This window comes from Allobosea sp. 05T439 (genome assembly GCF_056396005.1).
Window position 1 is genome coordinate 159,512 of record NZ_JBFTKP010000001.1, and the last position, 20,404, is coordinate 179,915.

Genomic DNA, 20,404 nt, shown 5'->3' on the forward strand with positions numbered 1-20,404 from the left:
CCTTGCTGGGCATCATGCTGACCTATCCCGATACCTTCTATGCCCGCACCGCCGCGACGACGAACAAGAGGGCCCCGCTGCAGGGCCGCATCGAGGTCGATACCTGTATCATTGGCGGCGGGCTCGCCGGGCTCACCTGCGCCTATGAATTGGCCCGGGCCGGACGCTCGGTCGCGGTGCTGGAAGCCGAGGCGGTCGGCTGGGGCGCATCGGGGCGCAATGGCGGCTTCGTCAGCCCCGGCTATGCCCGCAGCCATTCTTCGATCGCAAGCGCCATTGGTGAGACCAAGGCGAACGAACTCCATGGCCTCTCGATCGAGGGCATGCGCATCGTCTCCGACAACATTCGCGACCTCGCCATCGCCGGTGCCGATCCCCGGCCGGGCAGGATCAGCGTCGTGCGCTATGACAGTGGCGACAGTCTCGCTCGGGCTCGCGACCAGTTGGCGCGAGATCACGGCTACACCGTCGACTTCTGGCCGACCGAGCAGGTTCGCGAGGTGCTTCGTTCGCCGAAGTACCACCAAGCCCTGTTTGATCCCCATTCCTTCCACATCCATCCGCTGAACTACGCACGCGCCCTGGCAGACGCCATCGAAGCGTTGGGAGGGCGAATCATCGAGGGATCGCGCGTTGTCTCGGCCGAGCTCGCCGGTCCCGAGAAACGCCTGGTCACCGCATCGGGAGAGCTGCGCGCCCGGCAGGTCGTGATCGCCTGCGGCGGCTATACCGACAACCTCGTGCCAAAGCTGCGCTCGAGCCAGTTGCCGATCGCGACCTATGTGCTGACGACCGAGGCAGCGCCGGAGCTGATCGCCAAGGCCATCGGGACGCGCGCCGCGATCAGCGATGACCGTCGTGCCGGGGATTATTATCGCATCGTCGAGGACGGCCAGCGCCTGCTGTGGGGCGGCCGCATCACCACCCGCACCAGCGAGCCGCGCGATCTCGCCGCCCTGTTGCGCCGGACCATGATCTCGACCTATCCCGAGCTCGAAGCACTGAAGGTCGAGATCGCGTGGTCGGGCCTGATGTCCTATGCGCGACATCTGATGCCGCAGATTGGCCAGCTCAGCCCGAATGTCTGGCACTGCCTCGGCTTTGGCGGACATGGGCTCAACACCACCGCGATCGGTGGCCGCGTCATTGCCGAGGCCATTCTCGGAACCAGCGAACGCCATCGCCTGTTCGCCCCCTTCGGCCTCGTCTGGAACGGCGGCGTATTCGGCACTGTCGCTGTCCAGGCGACCTATTGGCGCTATCAGATGATGGACTGGCTGCGCGAGCGCTGAGCGCGAGCGAGCTCATCCCCGGTCGCAAGCGACAGTTTTAGCGGGGGCAAGCACAGAGCTCGCAAGAATTGTGCGGCCGGAGCGCAGGCTCAACTGTATCCGGCCCCACAGAATAGGCAGCTCGAAGCAAGCGCAGACCGCTTCTTTACGGCCCGGGCTGCGCGTCATACGCTCGGCGCGCCGGGGAGCCGTACATGACCTATTCGCAAGCGGGCGTGGGATACAGGATTCGTCGTTTGGGCCGGGGCTCGCTCCTGTCGCCTCGCATGCGTTACGCGGCAATCGTCGCTGCAATCATGGCCGCTGCGCTTGCGGGCGCCTGCGCCTCGCGGCCCGAAACGGGGTTCCTGGCCCCCGTTGCAGCAGTCGAGGCCGGGTCGACCTCTCACACCATACTGGTCGCCACCACCCGCCAGCGCGACGAGCGGCCAGGGACGCTCTTCAACGGCGAGCGTGCCATGCCGCTCGATTTCGCCAAGATCGAGGTCTCGGTTCCGCCAACGCACACACCTGGCGAAATCGAATGGGCCTCGACGGCTCCAGGCGATCCGAAGGCCAATTTCGTCGTGCGCCAGGCCGGCTACCTCGACGGAGAGCAGGCCTTCATCAGGGCGCTCAACGCCCAGCTCGCCTTGCGCCCACGCGGGAGCCGCAACGTTGTGCTCTTCATCCATGGCTACAACACCATGTTCGCGGAAGGGCTCTACCGCTTCGCCCAGGTCATGCACGATTCCCAGGCCCCCGCCGTACCGGTGTTGTTCACCTGGGCATCGCGGGGGGCGCTGACACAATATGTCTATGACTCGAACAGCGCGACGGCAGCGCGCGACAACCTCGAACGGACGATCCGGCTGCTCCTGGCCAGCAACGCTGAAAAGGTCAATATCCTGGCCCATTCCATGGGCAACTGGGTGACTGTCGAAGCCCTGCGCCAGATCAAGATCTCAGGCGGGCTCGCCGGCGCCGAGAAGATCGATATTGTCATTCTGGCGGCGCCCGATATCGACATCGACGTCTTCAAGACGCAGATGCGGCGCTTCGGAAAACCAAAGAAGCCGTTCTTCATCGTGTTGTCCAAGGACGACAAGGCGCTGGGTGCATCGAGTTTCATCGCAGGAGGCCAGGGCCGCGTCGGAGATGCCCAGAATGCGGAGGAGCTGGCGCAGCTTGGCGCCGTTGTCCTCGACATGACCGACGTCAAGGCCACCGATTCGAGCAATCACGGCAAGTTCGCGCAATTGGCGGAGATCGCGCCTCAATTGAAGAGCACGCTGGAGCGCGGTGTCGGCAGGCAGGCCCGCGCGTCGGAGAATGCGCGTGAGGCTCTGGGCGACTCGCTGGAAGCGATCGTCTCGGTGCCCCTCAAGATCCTGGGCGCACCGATCAAGATCATAACCGGACGGTAAGCCCGCAGCGCCAGAAGACCTGTTCGACGCGGCCGCGGGATCAGCGCGCCACGGCTTGCGAGCATGCAAGCCGCTTTCCTCACGTCGGTTGAGCGCTGCGATCAATGGGCAGCAAGCCGTCGATCTGATAACGCCAGCAGCGTCCCGCCCCCAAGCAGCTTTCCCGCCGATGACCTCTCGCACCGCGACCTTCACCGGATTTGGCGCCATCCTGCTCTGGTCGACGCTGGCTCTGTTCACGGCCATGTCCGGTCGCGTACCGCCGTTCCAGCTCGTCGGCATGACGTTTGCCATCGGCGGCATGCTGATCCTCTGCATCACCGCCGCACGTGGGCAACTGCGCAGGGTTCGGCCGACCTGGGGCTCTTTCGCGCTTGGCCTCTACGGCCCCTTCGGCGACACCGCGCTCTACTATGCCGCGGTCAAGACCGCGCCGGCGGCCGAGGCCAATCTGATCCACTATCTCTGGCCGTTGCTGATCGTGCTCTTCGCAGCGCTGCTGCCGGGCGGCACCCTGAAGCTCCGGCATCTGATCGGGGCGCTGATCGGGCTCGCCGCGACGGCGCTGCTGATCTCGGGCGGGCTCGGCGCAGGCGGCGGGCTCTCGCTCGGACACGGACTTGCCGCGCTTGGCGCCTTCGTCTGGGCGAGCTACTCGGTTCTGTCGCGCCGGTTTGCCGAGGTGCCGTCCGAGAGCCTCGGCGTCACCCTGCTTGGCTGCGCTGTGGCCGCCCTTGCGTGCCACGCGGCCTTCGAGACGACCCTCTGGGAGCTGACGACAGTTGAATGGGCCGGCGCGCTCGGGCTCGGCCTCGGCTCGATCGGGCTGGCCTTCATCTGCTGGGATATCGGCATGAAGCGCGGCGACGTCGCCTTCCTCGGTGTCGCCTCCTATGCCGCACCGGTGCTCTCCACGCTCATCCTCGTGATCGCGGGCTATGCGGCCGCGAGCTGGCTGCTCGCGGCGTCCTGCGCGCTGATCGTGGCCGGGGCGCTGGTCGCGAGCTCCCGCAAGGCCTGAAAGCGCTCAGTTCCGCCGGAGCAACCGCTCGAGATAGTCGAGCTCTTCGAGGGGCCGCGACGGATCGCCGAGCCGACGCCGGAGCTCTTCGAGGATGCGCCGCGCCCGCTGCGTCGCACTTTCATCGGCCCCGGGCACGCGCACGCGGCCATCGGCCCAGTCGCGCTGACGCTGCGGCCGGCCGAGCGGATCGTCACGGCCTCGCTGCTGTGCAGAAGGCCGGCCGGCTGGTTGGCCATCCGGCTCGCCGAAGGCGCCTTCCGTACCGTCGCCGTCACCGGGCTGCCCCTGCATTTGCTGGGCAAGGTTCTGCCCGCCACGGCGCAAGGCATCGAGCGCCTTGCCTTGCGATTCGAGCGCACCCTCGCCCTGCCCCTGGCCGAGCTGGCCTTCGGCCTCGCGCATTGCGTCCTCGGCCTCGCCCAGCTCGCCGGACTCCGGGGCGCCCATGCCGCGCATCCGCCGCTGCAGATCCTGCAGGCGCTCGCGCAGAGCCTGCTGGCGCTGTGACAGCCCCTGCCCTTGGCCCTGCTGCTGACCCTCGGCTCCCTGCTGCCCGTCCTCGCCCTCGCCGTCTTCGCCCTCCTGGCCGGGCTGCTGCTGTCCACGCTGCCCGCGCTGGCCCTGTTGGCCCTGCTGACGCTGTCCTTGGCCAGGGCGCGCCTGCTGTTGGCCAGGGCGTCGGCCCTGCTGCGCCCGGTTCTGACGCTGCTGTTCCTGCTGATAGGTTTCGTCGCGGAGGTTCTGCTGGTCGCGGGTCATCCGGTCGAGATCGCCGAGTGCCTGGTTCATCTCGCGCTGCCGCGGATCCTGCTGGCCGGGCCGCGCCATCTGGAGATTGTTGAGGAGATTGTTCAGCTCCTCCATCAGCCGCTGAGCCTCGGCCATGTCGCCGCGCCGGGAAAGCTCTTCGATCCGGTTCAGCATGTTCTGCAGGTCTCGCGGCGTCACTGAGCGGAAATTCTCCGGCAGTTGCGCCTGGTTCTGGTCGCCATTCTGCTGCTGGCGCTGCATTTGCTGGGCGAGCTCGCGCATGAACTTGTCGAGCGCCCGCCGCATATCTTCGGTCAGCTTGCGGATCTCTTCCTCGGACGCCCCGCGCTCCAGAGCCTGCTGCAGCCGTTCCTGGGCGGCGCGCAGATCGCGCTCCGCATCGGAGAGATCGCCATCCTCGAGCTGGAGCGCCATGCCCCACATCAGGTCGGCGACATCGCGCAACTGGTCGTCATTGGTGGCGCGCCGCAGCCTTTCGCCGATCATGCGCATGCCGAGATAGACGCCGGCCTCCTTCATGAAGCGCCCAGGCTCGATCAGCAGCGCATCCATGGCGAGCTGGACGTGCTTGCGCGCGTCGACATCCATGACGAGCTTGCGTCGCTGCTCGACCAGCGCCTTGGCGAGCGGCTTGGTGAAGGTGCGCTGCGGCAAGACGACCTCGACCGTCTCGCTGCGGCCCTCCTGCCCGGCTTCGTCGCGGGCAACGAGCACCATCTTGACCTTGGCACCGGCCCAGGGATGAGCCGAGAAATCGACCGTGTTCTTCAGTTCTTCCTCGCCGGACGGGGAGGACGGAACGCTGAGCGCCTGTTTCGGCGGCTCGACCAGCGAGCGCCCGCCCGATGGCGGCCCGGTCCGCGAGACGACGACCTCGGCCGAGGCAATGCCGTAATCGTCCTTGGCGCGGAACGTCAGCCCCAGCCCGCCCTGCACCCCGCTGACCGGTTTGGGCGGCTCGACGAAGCTGATCTGGGGCGGCTGGTCCGCAACCGCGGTCAGGGTCAGTGTCGCCTGAGGCGCGCCGCTGCCGGTGATCCTGAGCGTGCCATTGCCGGCCAGCATGTAGCGCTTTTCCAGCACGGCAACAGAGGCCGGCTCGACCGGCTTGCCATCCTTCGTCTGCGGCGGCGGCAATACGTCGAGCCGGCCCGTGGTCACGACATCCATGCCGCTCTTGCCGGCAATGCGAATCACCACGGTCGATTTTTCCGGCGCGGTGAAGGCGGTGCCGTGCAGCCGGGCGAAATCGATCAGGATCGGCGGCAAGCGGGTATAGGCGGGCGGATCGATCCAGGCATCGATCCTGGCGGCGGCAACCGGCGCCGACGGACCGCGCCAGTCGAAGGCAGCCGAGATACGGGATCCGGCCTCGTGGCCAGCGACGAAAAAGGCGGTGACGGCCGCAAGCAGCGGCACGGCGCGAATGGCAAGCCGGTCGCGCATGGCCATGCGTGGCCGCGGCGGGGCGACCMGCAAACCAGCGATCTGCGCGCCCTGGCGCTCGACGTGAAGCTTCCACAGCGCCTGGGAAACCGGATCGTTCGAACCGACGGCGAGACTGTCCTCCAGCGCCGAGGCCGGGCGATGCGCCCCTTGCAGCGACTGGTCAAGCCGCGCCAGCGCATCGCGCCGTGACGGCAAGGGCGTGCGAACAACGTACCAGATGCTGGCAGCCAGCGCAGACAAGAAGAGCACGACGCCCATGGCGCGGCCCTGCCAGGGCAGGTGCGTCCACAGCCCGAGCCAAGACAGCGCCAGGAACGTGAGGATGACTGTCGCGGGCAACCAGAGCCGGGGCCAGAGGCGCTCCCAGGCAAGCGAGACGCGGGACACAGCGGCCAGCCTGCCAAGGCGCTGGCGGATGCTCCCGATCGGATCAAGCGCCATGCGGCGCTGCGCCTCTTTCATGCCGTCGCTCCGAGCCGCCCCCGCTCCGCGTGAACCCCACCAAGTAACAGCACGCTATCACGTGAATATGGCAAGGCCAGAGTGCAGCCCTGTCACACACAGGCCGCTCCGCGTTTCGTGAACCGCAGGCTCAGGCCAGCCAGGGCGGTGCACGATCCGTGCCGATCAGGTCTTCATAGCTCTGGCGCGGGCGCGTCACGGCAAATTCGGCACCCTTGACCAGCACTTCGGCGACCAGCGGGCGCTGATTATAGGTCGAAGACATGCTGGCGCCATAGGCCCCCGCTGTCATGAAGGCGATCAGATCGTGCTGTTTCAGCTCCGACAGCAGGCGATCGGTGGTGAATGTGTCGCCCGATTCGCAGATCGGTCCGACCACGTCATAGGCAAGCTTGCGCATATCGGCAGCAGGCTCGGCCACCGGCCAGATCTCGTGATAGGCCTCGTACATCGCCGGCCGCAGCAGGTCGTTCATCGCCGCATCGACGACGAGAAACTGCTTGGTGGGCCGCGAATTGAGATGCAACACCTGCGTCAGCAGGATGCCGGCATTGCCGACGATCAGGCGGCCAGGCTCGAAGCCAAGCTCGACATCGAGCCCCTTGGTGACGCGCCCGACCATGGCCGCGTAATCCTCGATCAGGCTCGGACCGTGATCGAAATCCTTCGGAATCTCGTAGGGAATTCCAAGGCCTCCGCCGAGATCGAGCCGGTCGACCCGGTGCCCCTCCGCCCGCAGGCTGCCAACGAGGCCGACCATCTTGGCATAGGCCGCCTCAAAGGCCTCGGTCTCGCGGATCTGACTGCCGATATGAACTGCCAGCCCCATCATCCGGACACCCGGCATATTGGCGGCGCGTGCGTAGAGCCGGCTCGCCTCCTCGAAGGAAACGCCGAACTTGTTGGCGGCAGAGCCGGTGGTGATCTTGGCGTGGCCGCCGGCACCGACATCGGGATTGACGCGGAAGACAGCCTCCTGGCGCTTGCCGAGCCTTGCCGCCACCTTCGACAACAGGTCGAGCTCGCTCTCCGACTCGATATTGATCTGGAAGATGCCCGCCCCGACTGCGAAAGCGAGTTCGCTCTCACTCTTGCCGACGCCGGAAAAGACGATCTTCTCGGGAGCGAAACCGGCGGCAAGTGCCTTGCGCACTTCGCCTTCCGAGACGGTATCGGCCCCCGCGCCGAGCGCGGCCAGCGTCTTCAGGACACCGAGATTGCCGTTCGCCTTGACGGCATAGAAGACATGCGGCGCCGGCCCCGCGGGATCGATGCCACGCATTGCGCTTTCGAACAGCCTGTAGTGCCGCTCGATCGTCGCCGAGGAATATACATAGACCGGCGTCCCGACGTCGGCCGCAATCCGGCGCAGATCGACATCCTCGGCGAAGAGCGCGCCGTCGCGATAGGCAAAGTGATGCATCGGGATCTCAGAGCAGAGGATCGAGCACGAAGCTCTTGTTCGGAATGGCGATGGCGCGGCTCGCTTTCGGCGGCTTGGCGATCGGCGAAGTCGTGGTCTCCGGCACGCGGTTCTCGACCGCGCCGATGTCCTCGTCAGGCAGGTCGAGGGCGTTGGTCGCGTTCGGCGGCGCTTCGAGCGGTCCCTTGCGGCCGCAGGCAGTCAAAGCGAGACCTAGCAGGCCGGCGACCACGATGGCGCGGCCGAGTTTCAGGCGGGGGTGCAGCACGAACGGGAATCCTCGGGCAATATGTGACGGGGACTGTAGCGAAAGGCGCGCGCGCTTGCGAGCCTTTGCAGCGACGGAGCGTCATTCCCAGGGCAGAGTGCAGGGCCGCCCCGGGAATCTCCTGCGGTCATGCCCGGGTTGTGCCCGGGCATCTCCCCCGAATTGTCACTGCTGCTCCTTGGCGAGCTGCCTCAGCCAGCGCTTGGCCTGACGACGGACATTGGCCGGCGCCGTGCCGCCATAACTGACACGGCTCTTCACCGACTGCTCGACGCCGAGCACGGCGAAGATAGCCTCGGTAATCTTCGGCTCGACGTCCTGCATCTCGGCGAGCGTCAGCTTCTCCAGCCCGACGCCCCTGGCAGAAGCGACGCCGACCAGCTTGCCAGTGACGTGATGCGCATCGCGGAACGGCATCTTCAGAACCCGAACCAGCCAGTCCGCAAGGTCGGTCGCGGTGGCGTAGCCGAGGCCCGCGGCCTTCTTCATCACCTTCAGGTTGGGCTCCATGTCGCGGACCATGCCCGACGTGGCGGCAAGGCACAGCGAGAGCGACTGCAGCGCATCGAAAGTGCCTTCCTTGTCCTCCTGCATATCCTTGGAATAGGTGAGCGGCAGCCCCTTCATCATCGTCAGCAGCGCCTGAAGATGCCCGAAGACGCGTCCCGCCTTGCCGCGCACCAGCTCGGCGGCGTCGGGATTGCGCTTCTGCGGCATGATCGAGGAGCCGGTCGAGAACTTGTCCGAGAGCTTGACGAAGCCGAACTGGGGCGTCGCCCACAGCACGATCTCCTCAGCGAAACGCGAGAGATGCATGGCGCAGATCGAGGCCGCCGCGAGTGTCTCCAGTACGAAATCGCGATCCGAAACCGAATCCAGTGAATTGGCGGTCGGCCTGGCAAAGCCGAGCGCCTTGGCCGTGTGGAAACGATCGATCGGGAAGGAGGTGCCGGCAAGCGCCGCAGCGCCGAGCGGGCATTCGTTGAGGCGCTCGCGCGCATCATGGACACGACCGCGGTCGCGCGCCAGCATCTCGACATAGGCGAGCATGTGATGCCCGAACGTCACCGGCTGCGCCGACTGCAGATGCGTGAAGCCCGGCATCACCGCACCGGCATGGGCCTCGGCCTTCTCGGCAAGAGCCAGTTGCAGGTCGGCGATCTGCCGATCGAGCGTTTCGAGCGTATCGCGCACCCACAGGCGCATATCGGTCGCGACCTGATCGTTGCGCGAGCGGGCCGTGTGCAGACGGCCCGCCGCAGCGCCGATCCGCTCCTTGAGATTGCTCTCGACATTCATGTGGATGTCTTCGAGCGCGCGCGAGAACGTGAACGTGCCGGCCTCGATCTCGGCCTCGATCGCCTTGAGCCCTGCGCTGATCACGTTCACATCTTCACGGGTCAGGATGCCGGTCTCGCCCAGCATCGCCGCATGCGCCAGCGACCCGCGGATATCCTGGCGCCACAGGCGCTGGTCGAAGTCGATGGAGGCATTGATCTCCTCCATGATGGCATCCGGCCCCGTGGCGAAACGCCCTCCCCACATGCGATTGCTCACGACGCTCTTTCCTGCTTTTTGGACGCGCAATGACGTCTCGTTCAAAAACATTTGCCGCCTTCGGCGCTCTCGCCTTGATTGCACTCGGCGGCGTCGCGGCCTTCTACTCTGTCCAGGGCCGGGCCGGCAATTCGGGATCATGCTCGGCGGCGGCAGCGACCGCTGAAAAACTGCGACCGTTGGCACGCGGCGAACTTGCGGCCGTGGAGGTTGCAAAAGCACCGCAGCCCTTGCCAAACCTCGCCTTCAACGGCCCCGACGGCCAGCCGACAACATTGTCAGCCTTCAAGGGACGGACCGTCCTGGTCAATCTCTGGGCGACATGGTGCCTGCCCTGCCTGCATGAGATGCCGTCGCTGGACGCGCTGCAGGGCAAGCTCGGCGGCCAGGATTTCGCGGTGGTGGCGATCAATATCGACACCCGGAACCTCGAGAAGCCGAAGACCTGGCTTGCCGAGCGCAAGATCGACCAGCTCGGCTATTACGCCGATCCGGAGGCCAAGGTCTTCCAGGATCTGCGCTCGGCCAAAAAGATCGAAGGCATGCCGGTCAGCTTCCTGGTCGACCCGTCGGGCTGTGAACTCGCGATGCTCCAGGGCCCTGCCGACTGGGCCAGCCAGGACGCGCTCTCCTTCATTCGCACGGCGCTCGGACGCTGAGCCGCCGCGGTTTGCCTGATCGCGCGCTCTGCTCCATATCGTTGCGGCATGAGCTACACGATCGGCCTCGCGACCACCTTCCACGATCCTGCGATCGCGATCGTTGGCCCCGATGGCGAGGTGCTCTTCGCCGAGGCGACCGAGCGCTACCTGCAATATAAGCGCGCACCGAACTGCGAACCCGATTCCGCACCGCGGATGGAAAGCCTGCTCAAGCGCTACATCCCGGCAGGCGCTCCGGTACAGATCGCGACGAGCTGGAGCGGGGAGTTCACCGGGTTCCTCGAGCAGATGAGCCGGACCGGCGCCTTCACGATCGATGAACTGCTCAAGCTCTCCCCCGAGCTCAACCGCTCGCTGGTGCCGGAGCGCTCCGAGCGGGCCTTGATCGCCTCGCTGCATCTCGGCCAGCAGCGCGCCGGCCTAGGCACTCTGCTCGGGCTCGACCGCGCCTTCGGCAAGGCAAATGTCACCGGGATCAAGCGCTATGGCCACCATCTCGGTCACGCGGCCTATGCCTGTTGGTCGTCGCCCTTCCGCGATGCCGCCTGCCTCGTCGTCGACGGCATGGGCGAGACAGGGGCCTCGGCCATCCTTACGTTGCGCGATGGCGAGATCAGCGAGGTGAAGCGTCACCGCGGGCGCGAGTCGATCGGCTTCTATTTCGGCCTCGTCACCGACCTGACCGGCTTCGACCAGGCGAAGGGCGAGGAATGGAAGATCATGGGGCTCGCGCCCTATGGCAAGCAGGATGCCGGCTTGCTGGCGCTGCTGCGACGCCTCTATCGGATCGAGGAGAACAAGCTTTCCTTCGCGGATACCGCAACCATACGCGCGGTCTCCGCCGAGATCCTGGCGCGGCGGCCCACTGATGCGCTCGACCAGGGCTGGGCCGACCTTGCCCGCTGCGGCCAGGATGTCTTCGCCGAGATGATGGCGGCTCTGCTGGCTGAAGCTGCCGCATTGGTGCCCTCCGAGAATCTGGTGCTGTCAGGCGGCTGCGCGCTCAACTCCTCGTTCAACGGCAAGATCGTCGGCCGCCACGGCTTCAGCCAGGTCTTCGTACCCTCCGCTCCCGCCGATGACGGCAATGCCATTGGGGCGGCCTGGCTCGCCCATGCCGAGGCGCATCCGGACTGGCGCGCGCCGAAGGGCCCGATGACGCCCTATCTCGGCTCGCGCGTCTCGACCGAGCCGCTGGAGCGCATGGCGGCCTGGGAGCCTCGCCTGAAGCGTCTCGCACCCAAGGAGGTTGCCCCGGTGACGGCCCGGCTGCTTGCCGAGGGCAAGCTTGTCGGCTGGGTCCAGGGCAAGGCCGAGTTCGGCCCACGTGCGCTCGGGAACCGCTCGATCCTTGCCGATCCTCGCCCGGCCAACGCCAAGGATCTGCTCAACGCCAAGGTCAAGTATCGCGAGGCCTTCCGCCCCTTCGCCCCGTCGATTCTCGCCGAACACGGCACGGACTGGTTCGAGAACTACCAGGACTCGCCCTATATGGAGCGTACGCTGGTCTGGAAGCCGCCGGTGCGCGGACGCGTCCCCGCCGTGGTTCATGAAGATGCGACTGGCCGGCTGCAGAGCGTCACAGCCGACCGCAACGAGCGCTATCACGCGCTGATCTCAGCCTTCCATGCCATCACCGGCGTTCCGGTGATCCTCAACACCTCTTTCAACATCATGGGTAAGCCCATTCTGCACACGGCAGAGGATGCGATCCTGATGTTCTATACCAGCGGCCTTGATGCGCTGGTAGTCGAGGACTGGCTTTTGGTGAAGTAATCGCCTGGGCTGATCGATCTCATCAGCAAGTGCTGGCGGCGCAGCATCGCCGGTCGCATGATCTCTCCGCCGTGTCTGGAGAATGCCATGCTGCAACTTCGCCCGAACTGTGAATGCTGCGACCGTGACCTGCTGCCCGAGGCGCGCGACGCGATGATCTGCACCTTCGAATGCACCTTCTGCGCCGACTGCACCGAGACGCGCTTCAACGGCGCCTGCCCGAATTGCGGCGGCGAACTGGTGCGCAGGCCGATCAGGCCCGCCGACAAGCTGGAAAAATACCCGCCCTCACAGGAACGGATCCGCAAGCCCCACCCGGAATGCGCCGCGGCCTGAAGGCTACGACGCAGCTCCGCGGACGGGTCCGGACGAGCCTCAGCTCGCCTGCTTGACGGTGATGCCCTTTTCTTCGAAGAGCGCCTGCAGCTCGCCGGCCTGGAACATCTCGCGGGTGATATCGCAACCGCCGATGAACTCGCCCTTGACGTAGAGCTGCGGGATGGTCGGCCAGTTGGAATAGGCCTTGATGCCCTCGCGGATCTCCTGGTCTTCCAGCACGTTCACGCCCTTGTAGGGCACGCCGAGATAACCGAGGATCTGGGCGACCTGCCCGGAGAAACCGCACATCGGGAACTGGGGCGTGCCCTTCATGAAGAGCACCACGTCGCTGGACTTCACTTCGGCGTCGATACGGGCGTTGACGTCGCTCATCGGTCTTCTCTCCTGAGGCGGGGTCAAGGCCCGCTGGTCATCTCTACTAATTCTGGGGAACCGTCGTCGTCAGCGCAAGGGCGTGCAGCACGCCGCCCATGCGGCCTTGCAGCGCGGCATAGACCATCTGGTGCTGCTGAACCCGGCTCTTGCCCTTGAAGGCGGCCGAGGTCACGGTCGCCGCGTAGTGGTCGCCATCGCCGGCGAGATCCTTGATCTCGATCACCGCGTCCGGCAGCGCCGCCTTGATCATCGCCTCGATATCGTGCGCGTCCATCGCCATGATCGTGTCTCCTTACGCGCCCTTGGCCGACATATAGGTCGGGAACCAGTCCTCATGCGCCTTGTCKAGCGCGGTCAGCGCCACCGGCGCCTCGCCCGGCAGCGCAAGAGCGTTTCCGCCAGTCCGGCCGATGAGAGCGGCAGGCACGCCGGCCGCCCTGGACTCGGTCAGCAGCCCCTCGACGGCACTCGACGGCACGGTGACGAGATACCGCGCCTGATCTTCACCGAACAGGACGGCATGGGCCGGCCCCGCGGGAAGCTGCGTCACGGTCGCGCCGACGCCGCCGGCAAGCGCCATCTCGGTCAGGGCAACCGCGAGGCCGCCATCCGACAGATCATGGCAGGCGCTGACGCGGCCGCCCGTGATCAGCGCGCGCACGAATTCGCCATTGCGGCGCTCGATCGCGAGATCGACCGGCGGCGGCGCGCCTTCTTCCCGGCCGCAGATGGTCGCGAGATAGGCCGACTGGCCGAGCCAGCCGGAGGTCTCGCCGATCAGGATGATGCTCTCGCCTTCGGCCTTGAAGCCGACAGTCGCGTGCTTCGTCACGTCGGCCAGAACACCGACGCCGCCGATCGTCGGGGTCGGCAGGATCGAGATGCCATTGGTCTCGTTGTAGAGAGAGACGTTGCCGGAGACGACCGGGAAGTCGAGCACCTTGCAGGCCTCGCCGATACCCTTGATGCAGCCGACAAGCTGGCCCATCACCTCAGGGCGCTCGGGATTGCCGAAATTCAGGTTGTCGGTGATGGCGAGCGGCGTCGCACCGACGGCGGTAAGGTTGCGCCACGCTTCGGCGACCGCCTGCTTGCCGCCCTCGAACGGGTCAGCTTCGCAATAACGGGGCGTCACGTCGGCGGTCATGGCAAGGCCCTTCGGCCCCTCCTCGATGCGAACGATGCCGGCATCGCCGCCGGGCGTGACCACCGAGTTTCCGAGGATCAGCGTGTCGTACTGCTCATAGACCCAGCGCTTCGAGCAGAGATCCGGCGAGCCGACGAGCTTCAGCAAGGCATCCGCGTTCGACATGGGTGGCTTCACCGCAGCCGCCTCGATGATCGCCAGCTTCGGTGTCTCGATCCAGGGCCGGTCATATTCGGGAGCCTCGTCGCCGAGTTCCTTGATCGGCAGGTCGGCCATGGTCTCACCCTGGTGCTTCACGACGAAGCGCAAGGTGTCGGTGGTCTTGCCGACAACGGCGAAATCCAGACCCCATTTCCTGAAGATCGCCTCGGCCGGCTCCTCATGACCCGGCTTGATCACCATGAGCATGCGCTCCTGGCTCTCCGAGAGCATCATCTCATAGGCGCTCATCTGGTCTTCGCGGCAGGGCACCGCGTCGAGATCGAGTTCGACGCCGAGGTCGCCCTTGGCGCCCATCTCGACGGCCGAGCAGGTCAGCCCGGCTGCGCCCATGTCCTGGATGGCGTCGACATGGCCCGCCGCCATGATCTCGAGGCAGGCTTCCAGCAGCAGCTTCTCGGCGAAGGGATCGCCGACCTGCACGGTCGGGCGGCGTTCCTCGCCGCCATCGCCGAAGGCGGCCGACGCCATGGTCGCGCCGTGGATGCCGTCGCGACCGGTCTTGGATCCGAGATAGACGATCGCCTTACCGACACCCGACGCCTTGGCGTAGAAAATCTCGTCGGTCTTGGCGAGGCCGACCGCCATCGCGTTGACCAGGATGTTGCCGTCATAGCGCGTGTGGAAGCCGACCGCGCCGCCKACCGTCGGGACGCCGAAGGAATTGCCGTAGCCGCCGATGCCGGCAACGACGCCCGAGACAAGATGCCGGGTCTTGGGATGCGAAGGATCGCCGAAGCGCAGCGCATTCAAGGCCGCGATCGGGCGTGCGCCCATGGTGAAGACGTCGCGCAGGATGCCACCGACACCTGTCGTCGCGCCCTGATAGGGCTCGATGAACGAAGGGTGGTTGTGGCTCTCCATCTTGAAGACCACCGCGAGCCCGTCGCCGATATCGATGACGCCGGCATTCTCGCCCGGGCCCTGGATCACCCAGAGCGCCTTGGTCKGCAGCGTCTTCAGATGGATCTTCGAGGATTTATAGGAGCAATGCTCGTTCCACATCGCCGAGACGATGCCGAGCTCCGTGATCGTCGGTTCGCGACCGATCAGGTGGAGGAAACGCTGATATTCGTCCGGCTTGAGGCCGTGCTCGGCCACGAGTTGCGGAGTGATCTTGATCTCGTTGGGAATCACGGCTCGCCTGGTCCCTGATCGCGGACGCCCGGCCCGCCTCTGATGCGCGGGGCATAACCTGCTTGTCCGCCGGAGACAACGCATTCCCGCCGATCAATGCCATGCAGGCGTGCATTCGCGCCTGTTCCGCCCGCGAAAGCACCAACCGGTGTCCGTAACTAAGTTCAGCCCGGCGCGTCCGATACGGCGAGCGCCTGGAGCGCATCGCGCAATCCGTCCGGGATCGGGGCCGGCTTCTGGCTGGCGCGCCCGACATAGACATGGGTGAAGCGGCCCTGCGCCGCCGCCTGCTCGCCACCGCGCCGGAAGATGCCGATCCGATAGGTCACCGAACTGCGGCCCAGTTTCTCGACCGCAATTCCAGCCTCGATCGTCTCCGGGAAGGCGACGCTTTCGAAATAGGTGCAGGCCGTCTCGACCACGAGGCCGACAATCTCGCTTCCGGCAAGATCGAGATGCCCCTGCTCGATCAGCCAGGCATTCACCGCCGTGTCGAACCAGGAGTAATAGACCACGTTGTTGACGTGACCATAGGCGTCATTATCGGCCCAACGCGTCGGAATCGCGCGAAACAGCCTGAAATGGGAGCGACCAAGCCGCGCCGCGCGTTCGCTCATCGGCTGCTGCTCCCTGTCATTGCCCCGGCTTCTCGCCTGTCCCGATCTCGGGCACGCCGAGCGCATCCGCCAGCCTCGCCTTGGCCGAGCCCGGCCTGAGCGGCTTCTGCTGACTCTCATGCGGCGCCCAGCCGGAAAGCCAGACGATCTCGAACGTGGCGCGCAACCGGCTGTCGGGATCGGCAAAACGCTCGGCATAGAGCGCAGCTGCACGCATCAGCGTGTCGCGACGGAGCGGCGCCTTGCGCCGGTCGGTCAGCGCATTGGCCCAGCCCATCGCGCGTAGATCACGCAGCAGGCCGAACAGGTCGCGATAGCGCACCGTGACGAGTTCGCTATCGACCACCGGAAGCGCGAATCCCGCGCGCTGCAGCAGGCTGCCCATGTCACGCAGATCGGCGAAGGGCGCGACACGCGGGCTCACGCCGCCGGTCGTCTMGGCTTCGGCGGCAAGCAGGACTTCGCGCAATTCCTGAAGCGTGCGACCGCCCAGCAGGCAGCCRATGAAGAGGCCATCGGGCCTGAGCGCCCGCCTGATCTGAATCAGCGCCCCCGGCAGGTCGTTGACGCCGTGCAGCGCGAGCAGCGAGGCGGCAAGGTCGATCGAAGCCGCTGCGAGCGGTAGGCGCTCGAGATCGCCGACGACATCGCCTCTCGCCCCCTCGGTCTCCGCCATTCGCCAGAGCACCTCGGCCTTGGCGCGCAGCACGGGTGCTGCAACCGGCAGCGGCGTGCCGAGATCGGCCGCCAATGCGAAGCGGCGCAGCACCGCAGCGAGCCTCTCGTCGAGATCCTCGCTGGCGCGGGCCAGCAGGAAATCGGGATAGCCTCCCGCCACCGCCCGTGCCTGGCGGCGGCGGACGAGATCACGATCGAAAACCAGGGGACCCTCAGCCATGCCCGCGCTCCGGCGCTATTGCGGCCTCACGCCATTCCCTCCAGCTCGATGATCAACCCCTCGATCATGGAGAGGCCAATCTGCCAGAAAGCGGGATCGCGCGCATCGAGACCAAACGGCTTCAGCAGCTCGGAGTGGTGCTTGGTTCCACCGGCCGAGAGCAAGGCGAAATAGCGCTCCTGAAAGCCCCCGGCCGAGTTCTGATAGACGCCGTAAAGCGAGTTCACCAGGCAATCCCCGAAGGCATAGGCATAGACGTAGAAGGGCGAATGAATGAAATGCGGGATATAGGCCCAGAACGGCTCATAGCCCGGTCCAAGCGTGATCGCCGGCCCGAGACTTTCCGCCTGCACGCTCATCCAGAGTTCGCAAAGCTGGTCCGCCGTCAGCTCGCCTGCCTTGCGCGCTTCATGCACCTTGCGCTCGAAGGAGTAGAACGCGATCTGGCGCACGACCGTATTGATCATGTCCTCGACCTTGGCCGCCAGCATCGCCTTGCGCTGCTTCGGATCGGTGGTTCCGTCGAGCAGCTTGCGGAACGTGAGCATCTCCCCGAAAACGCTCGCCGTCTCTGCCAGGGTCAGTGGTGTCGGCGCCATCAGCGCCCCGTTCGGCGCCGCCAGAACCTGATGCACGCCATGCCCGAGCTCATGGGCGAGTGTCATCACGTCGCGCGGCTTGCCCTGGTAGTTCAGCAGGACATAGGGGTGGACCGACGGCACGGTCGGGTGCGCGAAGGCGCCGGGCGCCTTGCCCGGCCGGGCGGGCGCATCAATCCAGCCCTCGTCAAAGAAGCGCCGGGCAATGCCGGCCATCTCGGGCGAAAAGGCGCCATAGGCGTCGAGAACGGTGTCGCGCGCCTCGGTCCAGGGAATCGTGCGCTGCTCGACCTTGGGCAACGGCGCGTTGCGGTCCCAGTAATCGAGGGCCTCGCGGCCAAACCAGCGGGCCTTCAGCTTGTAGTAGCGGTGCGACAGGCGCGGATAGGCCTCGCGCACGGCCGCAACGAGAGCATCGACGACCTCGCGCTCGACCCGATTCGCCAGGTGCCGCGAATCGGCGACATCCTCGAATTTGCGCCAGCGGTCGGAGATTTCCTTGTCCTTGGCGAGGGTGTTGGTGATCAGCGAGAACGTGCGCAGATTGCCGCGCAGCACCGTGCCCAGCGCTTCGGCCGCAGCCTTGCGCACCGCGCCGTCGGCATCCTGCAGCTTGTTCAGGGTGAGCTCGAGCGTCAGCTCCTCGCCATTCACCGTGAAGCGCAGCGAGGCGACGGTCTCGTCGAAGAGCCGGTTCCAGGCACCACGCCCAGTCACCGACTTCTCGTGGAACAGTTCCTCGATCCGGTCTTCGAGCTGGTGCGGCTTGTCCTTGGCGAGATCCTCGATCCAGGGTTGCCAATGGCTCAGCGGCGGCTCGGCCGCGATCTTGGCCAGCAGCGCCTCGTCGAGGCGGTTGAGTTCGAGCCCGAAGAACAGCAATTCGGTCGAGGCGGTCGTCATCCGGTCCTGGGTGTCGCCATAGAATTTGGCGCGCTTCGGATCGGTGGTGTCGCCGGAGTAGATGAGGCCGGCATAGGACATGATCTTGCCGAGCAGGTCTTCCAGCCGCTCGTAGGCACGCACGGCTTCAGCGAGTGTCGCGCTCGCGTCGTCACGGGCGGCGAGCTCCGCCAGCTTGCCGCGATAGAGTGCGGCGAAGCGCTGCGAGTCGGTCAGCGCGCGGTCGAGATCGGCGGTGAACTCGGGCGAATCCATCGACGCATAGAGATGGCTGAGATCCCATTCCGGCAGCTTGCCCAGCGCCTTCGCTGTCTTGGCGGCGCTGCTCGCCGCGCTTTTTGCGACGTTGGCGGAGATCGTCCCGTCGAAAGCAATCGTCATGTCAAAGGCACCTCGCTGGCGAAACCATCCTTACCCATATGCGCGGACAAGGCCGCGCGATCAACGCCGCCGCCCGACGCCGGCGCTTAAGAGCGGCTTAACCGTTCTGGATGACAGTGCCCCGAAACGGAACACTGATTCTGCAGCGACCGGCATCGAGGTGACATGACAACCACCGTTCTCGTCGTTGATGACGATCCCGTTCAGCGCCGACTGCTCGACGCCATGCTGAAGCGCTTCGGCTACGACGTCGTCGTGACTGAGAGCGGCGACGAGGCGCTTGCCCTGCTTGGCAATGGCGAGACCGGAGCCTTCGACGCTGTGGTCCTCGACCTGGTCATGCCCAATCTCGATGGCATGGGCGTGCTCTCCCGGCTGCGTGAGCGCGGCATCGACACGCCGGTGATCGTGCAGACCGCGAACGGCTCGATCGAAACCGTGGTCTCGGCGATGCGCGCCGGCGCCGTCGACTTCGTGGTCAAGCCGGTCGGCGCCGAGCGGCTGCAGATATCGATCAAGAACGCGCTGAAGCTCGGCGCGCTCGAACATGAACTGCGCTATCTCAAGCGCCGCGCCTCCGGGCAGCTCGGCTTCCGCGACCTCGCCACCAAGAGCCCGGACATGGGCCGTGTCATCGGACTGGCCGAACGCGCCGCGAAATCGAACATCCCGATCCTGATCGAGGGCGAATCCGGCGTCGGCAAGGAGGTGCTGGCGCGCGCCATCCAGGGCTCCAGCGACCGCAAGGGCAAGCCCTTCGTCACGGTGAACTGCGGCGCAATCCCGCATAATCTCGTTGAATCCATCCTGTTCGGCCATGAGAAGGGCGCGTTCACCGGCGCCACCGAACGCCATATCGGCAAGTTCGTCGAAGCCAATGGCGGCACGCTCTTCCTCGACGAAGTCGGTGAATTGCCGCTCGATGCCCAGGTCAAGCTCCTGCGCGCGATCCAGGAGGGCKAGGTCGACCCTGTCGGCGGCAAGAAATCGGTGCGCGTCGACATCCGGATCATTTCAGCCACCAACAAAAGCCTGCTCGATCAGGTGAAGCGCGGCGAATTCCGCGAGGATCTCTACTATCGCCTGAATGTCTTCCCGATCACGCTGCCGCCACTGCGGCAGCGCTGGGAGGACATCGCCGATCTGGCCCGCGGCTTCCTCGTCCGGTTCGCTGCCGAAGAGGGCAAGAAGCTGCGAGCGATCTCGCCCGAGGCTCTCAACCTGATCAACGGCTATGACTGGCCGGGCAATGTCCGCCAGCTCGAGAATGCGATGTTCCGGGCGGTCGTGCTCGCGGATGGCGATGAGCTGACCGTCGCCGAATTCCCCCAGATCGCGGCGCAGATGGAAGGCTTTGAAGTCCGTATCCCGGCCGCGCCGACCGCAACCGCTCGCCCCGAGCCGCGCGACGAGGCGCCGCGCATCATTCAGGTGCCGGTGCGCGATCCCAATGCGCTCGATTTGGTCGCCGGCTCCGACATCCGCAGGCTCGAAGAGCTCGAGCGCGAGATCATCAAATTCGCCCTGGCGCATTATCGCGGACACATGTCCGAGGTCTCGCGCAAACTCGGCATCGGTCGCTCGACGCTCTATCGCAAACTCAAGGATTACGGGCTGATCGAGGGCGATGACGCATCTGCGAACTCGGATGCGGCATAGGCGTTGTAGAGCTGAAAGATGCCCGCTGTTGCACCCCCGC

At 65.9% G+C, this 20,404-nt stretch carries 17 protein-coding genes; 7 read left to right on the forward strand and 10 right to left on the reverse strand.

All coding sequences use genetic code 11. From position 1 onward, the window contains the following. Window positions 1-17 precede the first annotated feature (17 nt). The 3 genes from AC1DIO_RS00700 (at window position 18) to yddG (ending at window position 3,719) form a co-directional block, all read left to right on the forward strand. Window positions 18-1,292: an NAD(P)/FAD-dependent oxidoreductase gene (locus tag AC1DIO_RS00700; RefSeq protein WP_476853075.1), complete on the forward strand. Its 1,275-nt coding sequence runs from the start codon at window positions 18-20 to the stop codon at window positions 1,290-1,292. A 266-nt stretch (window positions 1,293-1,558) separates the two neighbouring features. Then, a complete protein-coding gene (locus tag AC1DIO_RS00705; RefSeq protein ID WP_441504373.1) occupies window positions 1,559-2,698 on the forward strand; it encodes an alpha/beta hydrolase in 1,140 nt (379 codons plus the stop codon). Between the two features lie 169 nt (window positions 2,699-2,867). Beyond that, the gene (gene yddG / locus AC1DIO_RS00710) at window positions 2,868-3,719 is read left to right on the forward strand and encodes an aromatic amino acid exporter YddG (RefSeq protein WP_441504372.1); all 852 of its coding nucleotides are present in this window, start codon (window positions 2,868-2,870) and stop codon (window positions 3,717-3,719) included. A 6-nt stretch (window positions 3,720-3,725) separates the two neighbouring features. Here the strand turns inward: yddG and AC1DIO_RS00715 are convergent, their stop codons facing one another. The 4 genes from AC1DIO_RS00715 to argH all read right to left on the reverse strand — a co-directional run bounded on the left by AC1DIO_RS00715 (window position 3,726) and on the right by argH (window position 9,652). Next, window positions 3,726-6,404 carry a TIGR02302 family protein gene (locus AC1DIO_RS00715; RefSeq protein WP_476853005.1) on the reverse strand — a complete coding sequence of 893 codons (2,679 nt, stop codon included), beginning with the start codon at window positions 6,402-6,404 and terminating at the stop codon, window positions 3,726-3,728. Window positions 6,405-6,534: 130 nt separating this feature from the next. Continuing rightward, complete coding sequence (lysA, locus tag AC1DIO_RS00720) at window positions 6,535-7,827, reverse strand: diaminopimelate decarboxylase (RefSeq protein ID WP_441504370.1); 1,293 nt, start codon at window positions 7,825-7,827, stop codon at window positions 6,535-6,537. 7 nt (window positions 7,828-7,834) lie between these two features. Next, the gene (gene lptM, locus AC1DIO_RS00725; RefSeq protein ID WP_441504369.1) at window positions 7,835-8,095 is read right to left on the reverse strand and encodes an LPS translocon maturation chaperone LptM; all 261 of its coding nucleotides are present in this window, start codon (window positions 8,093-8,095) and stop codon (window positions 7,835-7,837) included. 165 nt (window positions 8,096-8,260) lie between these two features. Further along, window positions 8,261-9,652, reverse strand: a complete 1,392-nt coding sequence (gene argH, locus AC1DIO_RS00730; protein ID WP_476853006.1) for an argininosuccinate lyase — start codon at window positions 9,650-9,652, stop codon at window positions 8,261-8,263. Between the two features lie 29 nt (window positions 9,653-9,681). Between argH and tlpA the strand changes: the two genes are divergently transcribed. The 3 genes from tlpA to AC1DIO_RS00745 all read left to right on the forward strand — a co-directional run bounded on the left by tlpA (window position 9,682) and on the right by AC1DIO_RS00745 (window position 12,426). Beyond that, on the forward strand, window positions 9,682-10,311 hold the full coding sequence (tlpA, locus tag AC1DIO_RS00735) for a thiol:disulfide interchange protein TlpA (RefSeq protein WP_441487948.1): 630 nt from the start codon (window positions 9,682-9,684) through the stop codon (window positions 10,309-10,311). 48 nt (window positions 10,312-10,359) lie between these two features. After that, on the forward strand, window positions 10,360-12,090 hold the full coding sequence (locus AC1DIO_RS00740) for a carbamoyltransferase family protein (protein WP_476775563.1): 1,731 nt from the start codon (window positions 10,360-10,362) through the stop codon (window positions 12,088-12,090). A gap of 87 nt (window positions 12,091-12,177) precedes the next feature. Further along, window positions 12,178-12,426, forward strand: coding sequence for a DUF1272 domain-containing protein (locus AC1DIO_RS00745; RefSeq protein ID WP_441487946.1), 249 nt, complete (start codon window positions 12,178-12,180; stop codon window positions 12,424-12,426). Between the two features lie 39 nt (window positions 12,427-12,465). Here the strand turns inward: AC1DIO_RS00745 and grxD are convergent, their stop codons facing one another. The 6 genes from grxD to AC1DIO_RS00775 all read right to left on the reverse strand — a co-directional run bounded on the left by grxD (window position 12,466) and on the right by AC1DIO_RS00775 (window position 18,705). Beyond that, window positions 12,466-12,801 carry a Grx4 family monothiol glutaredoxin gene (grxD, locus tag AC1DIO_RS00750; protein ID WP_043233156.1) on the reverse strand — a complete coding sequence of 112 codons (336 nt, stop codon included), beginning with the start codon at window positions 12,799-12,801 and terminating at the stop codon, window positions 12,466-12,468. Between the two features lie 46 nt (window positions 12,802-12,847). Beyond that, window positions 12,848-13,084: a BolA family protein gene (locus AC1DIO_RS00755; RefSeq protein WP_113518613.1), complete on the reverse strand. Its 237-nt coding sequence runs from the start codon at window positions 13,082-13,084 to the stop codon at window positions 12,848-12,850. Window positions 13,085-13,096: 12 nt separating this feature from the next. Beyond that, complete coding sequence (gene purL / locus AC1DIO_RS00760) at window positions 13,097-15,304, reverse strand: phosphoribosylformylglycinamidine synthase subunit PurL (RefSeq protein ID WP_476853076.1); 2,208 nt, start codon at window positions 15,302-15,304, stop codon at window positions 13,097-13,099. Between the two features lie 167 nt (window positions 15,305-15,471). Beyond that, window positions 15,472-15,924 carry an acyl-CoA thioesterase gene (locus AC1DIO_RS00765; protein WP_441487945.1) on the reverse strand — a complete coding sequence of 151 codons (453 nt, stop codon included), beginning with the start codon at window positions 15,922-15,924 and terminating at the stop codon, window positions 15,472-15,474. 16 nt (window positions 15,925-15,940) lie between these two features. Next, the gene (locus AC1DIO_RS00770) at window positions 15,941-16,822 is read right to left on the reverse strand and encodes a methyltransferase domain-containing protein (RefSeq protein ID WP_476853007.1); all 882 of its coding nucleotides are present in this window, start codon (window positions 16,820-16,822) and stop codon (window positions 15,941-15,943) included. Between the two features lie 26 nt (window positions 16,823-16,848). Beyond that, a complete protein-coding gene (locus tag AC1DIO_RS00775; RefSeq protein WP_476853008.1) occupies window positions 16,849-18,705 on the reverse strand; it encodes a M3 family oligoendopeptidase in 1,857 nt (618 codons plus the stop codon). A 165-nt stretch (window positions 18,706-18,870) separates the two neighbouring features. On the opposite strand from AC1DIO_RS00775, the gene AC1DIO_RS00780 reads away from it, so the two are divergent. Next, window positions 18,871-20,364 carry a sigma-54-dependent transcriptional regulator gene (locus AC1DIO_RS00780; protein WP_476853009.1) on the forward strand — a complete coding sequence of 498 codons (1,494 nt, stop codon included), beginning with the start codon at window positions 18,871-18,873 and terminating at the stop codon, window positions 20,362-20,364. Window positions 20,365-20,404: the final 40 nt, after the last annotated feature.

Bases quoted from the DNA above. Each gene is read 5' to 3' on its own strand.
- tlpA (WP_441487948.1), top strand. From the start codon at position 9,682: ATGACGTCTCGTTCAAAAACATTTGCCGCCTTCGGCGCTCTCGCCTTG.
- AC1DIO_RS00755 (WP_113518613.1), bottom strand. From the start codon at position 13,084: ATGGCGATGGACGCGCACGATATCGAGGCGATGATCAAGGCGGCGCTG.
- lysA (WP_441504370.1), bottom strand. From the start codon at position 7,827: ATGCATCACTTTGCCTATCGCGACGGCGCGCTCTTCGCCGAGGATGTC.
- AC1DIO_RS00765 (WP_441487945.1), bottom strand. From the start codon at position 15,924: ATGAGCGAACGCGCGGCGCGGCTTGGTCGCTCCCATTTCAGGCTGTTT.
- AC1DIO_RS00775 (WP_476853008.1), bottom strand. From the start codon at position 18,705: ATGACGATTGCTTTCGACGGGACGATCTCCGCCAACGTCGCAAAAAGC.
- grxD (WP_043233156.1), bottom strand. From the start codon at position 12,801: ATGAGCGACGTCAACGCCCGTATCGACGCCGAAGTGAAGTCCAGCGAC.
- AC1DIO_RS00745 (WP_441487946.1), top strand. From the start codon at position 12,178: ATGCTGCAACTTCGCCCGAACTGTGAATGCTGCGACCGTGACCTGCTG.
- yddG (WP_441504372.1), top strand. From the start codon at position 2,868: ATGACCTCTCGCACCGCGACCTTCACCGGATTTGGCGCCATCCTGCTC.
- AC1DIO_RS00740 (WP_476775563.1), top strand. From the start codon at position 10,360: ATGAGCTACACGATCGGCCTCGCGACCACCTTCCACGATCCTGCGATC.
- AC1DIO_RS00705 (WP_441504373.1), top strand. From the start codon at position 1,559: ATGCGTTACGCGGCAATCGTCGCTGCAATCATGGCCGCTGCGCTTGCG.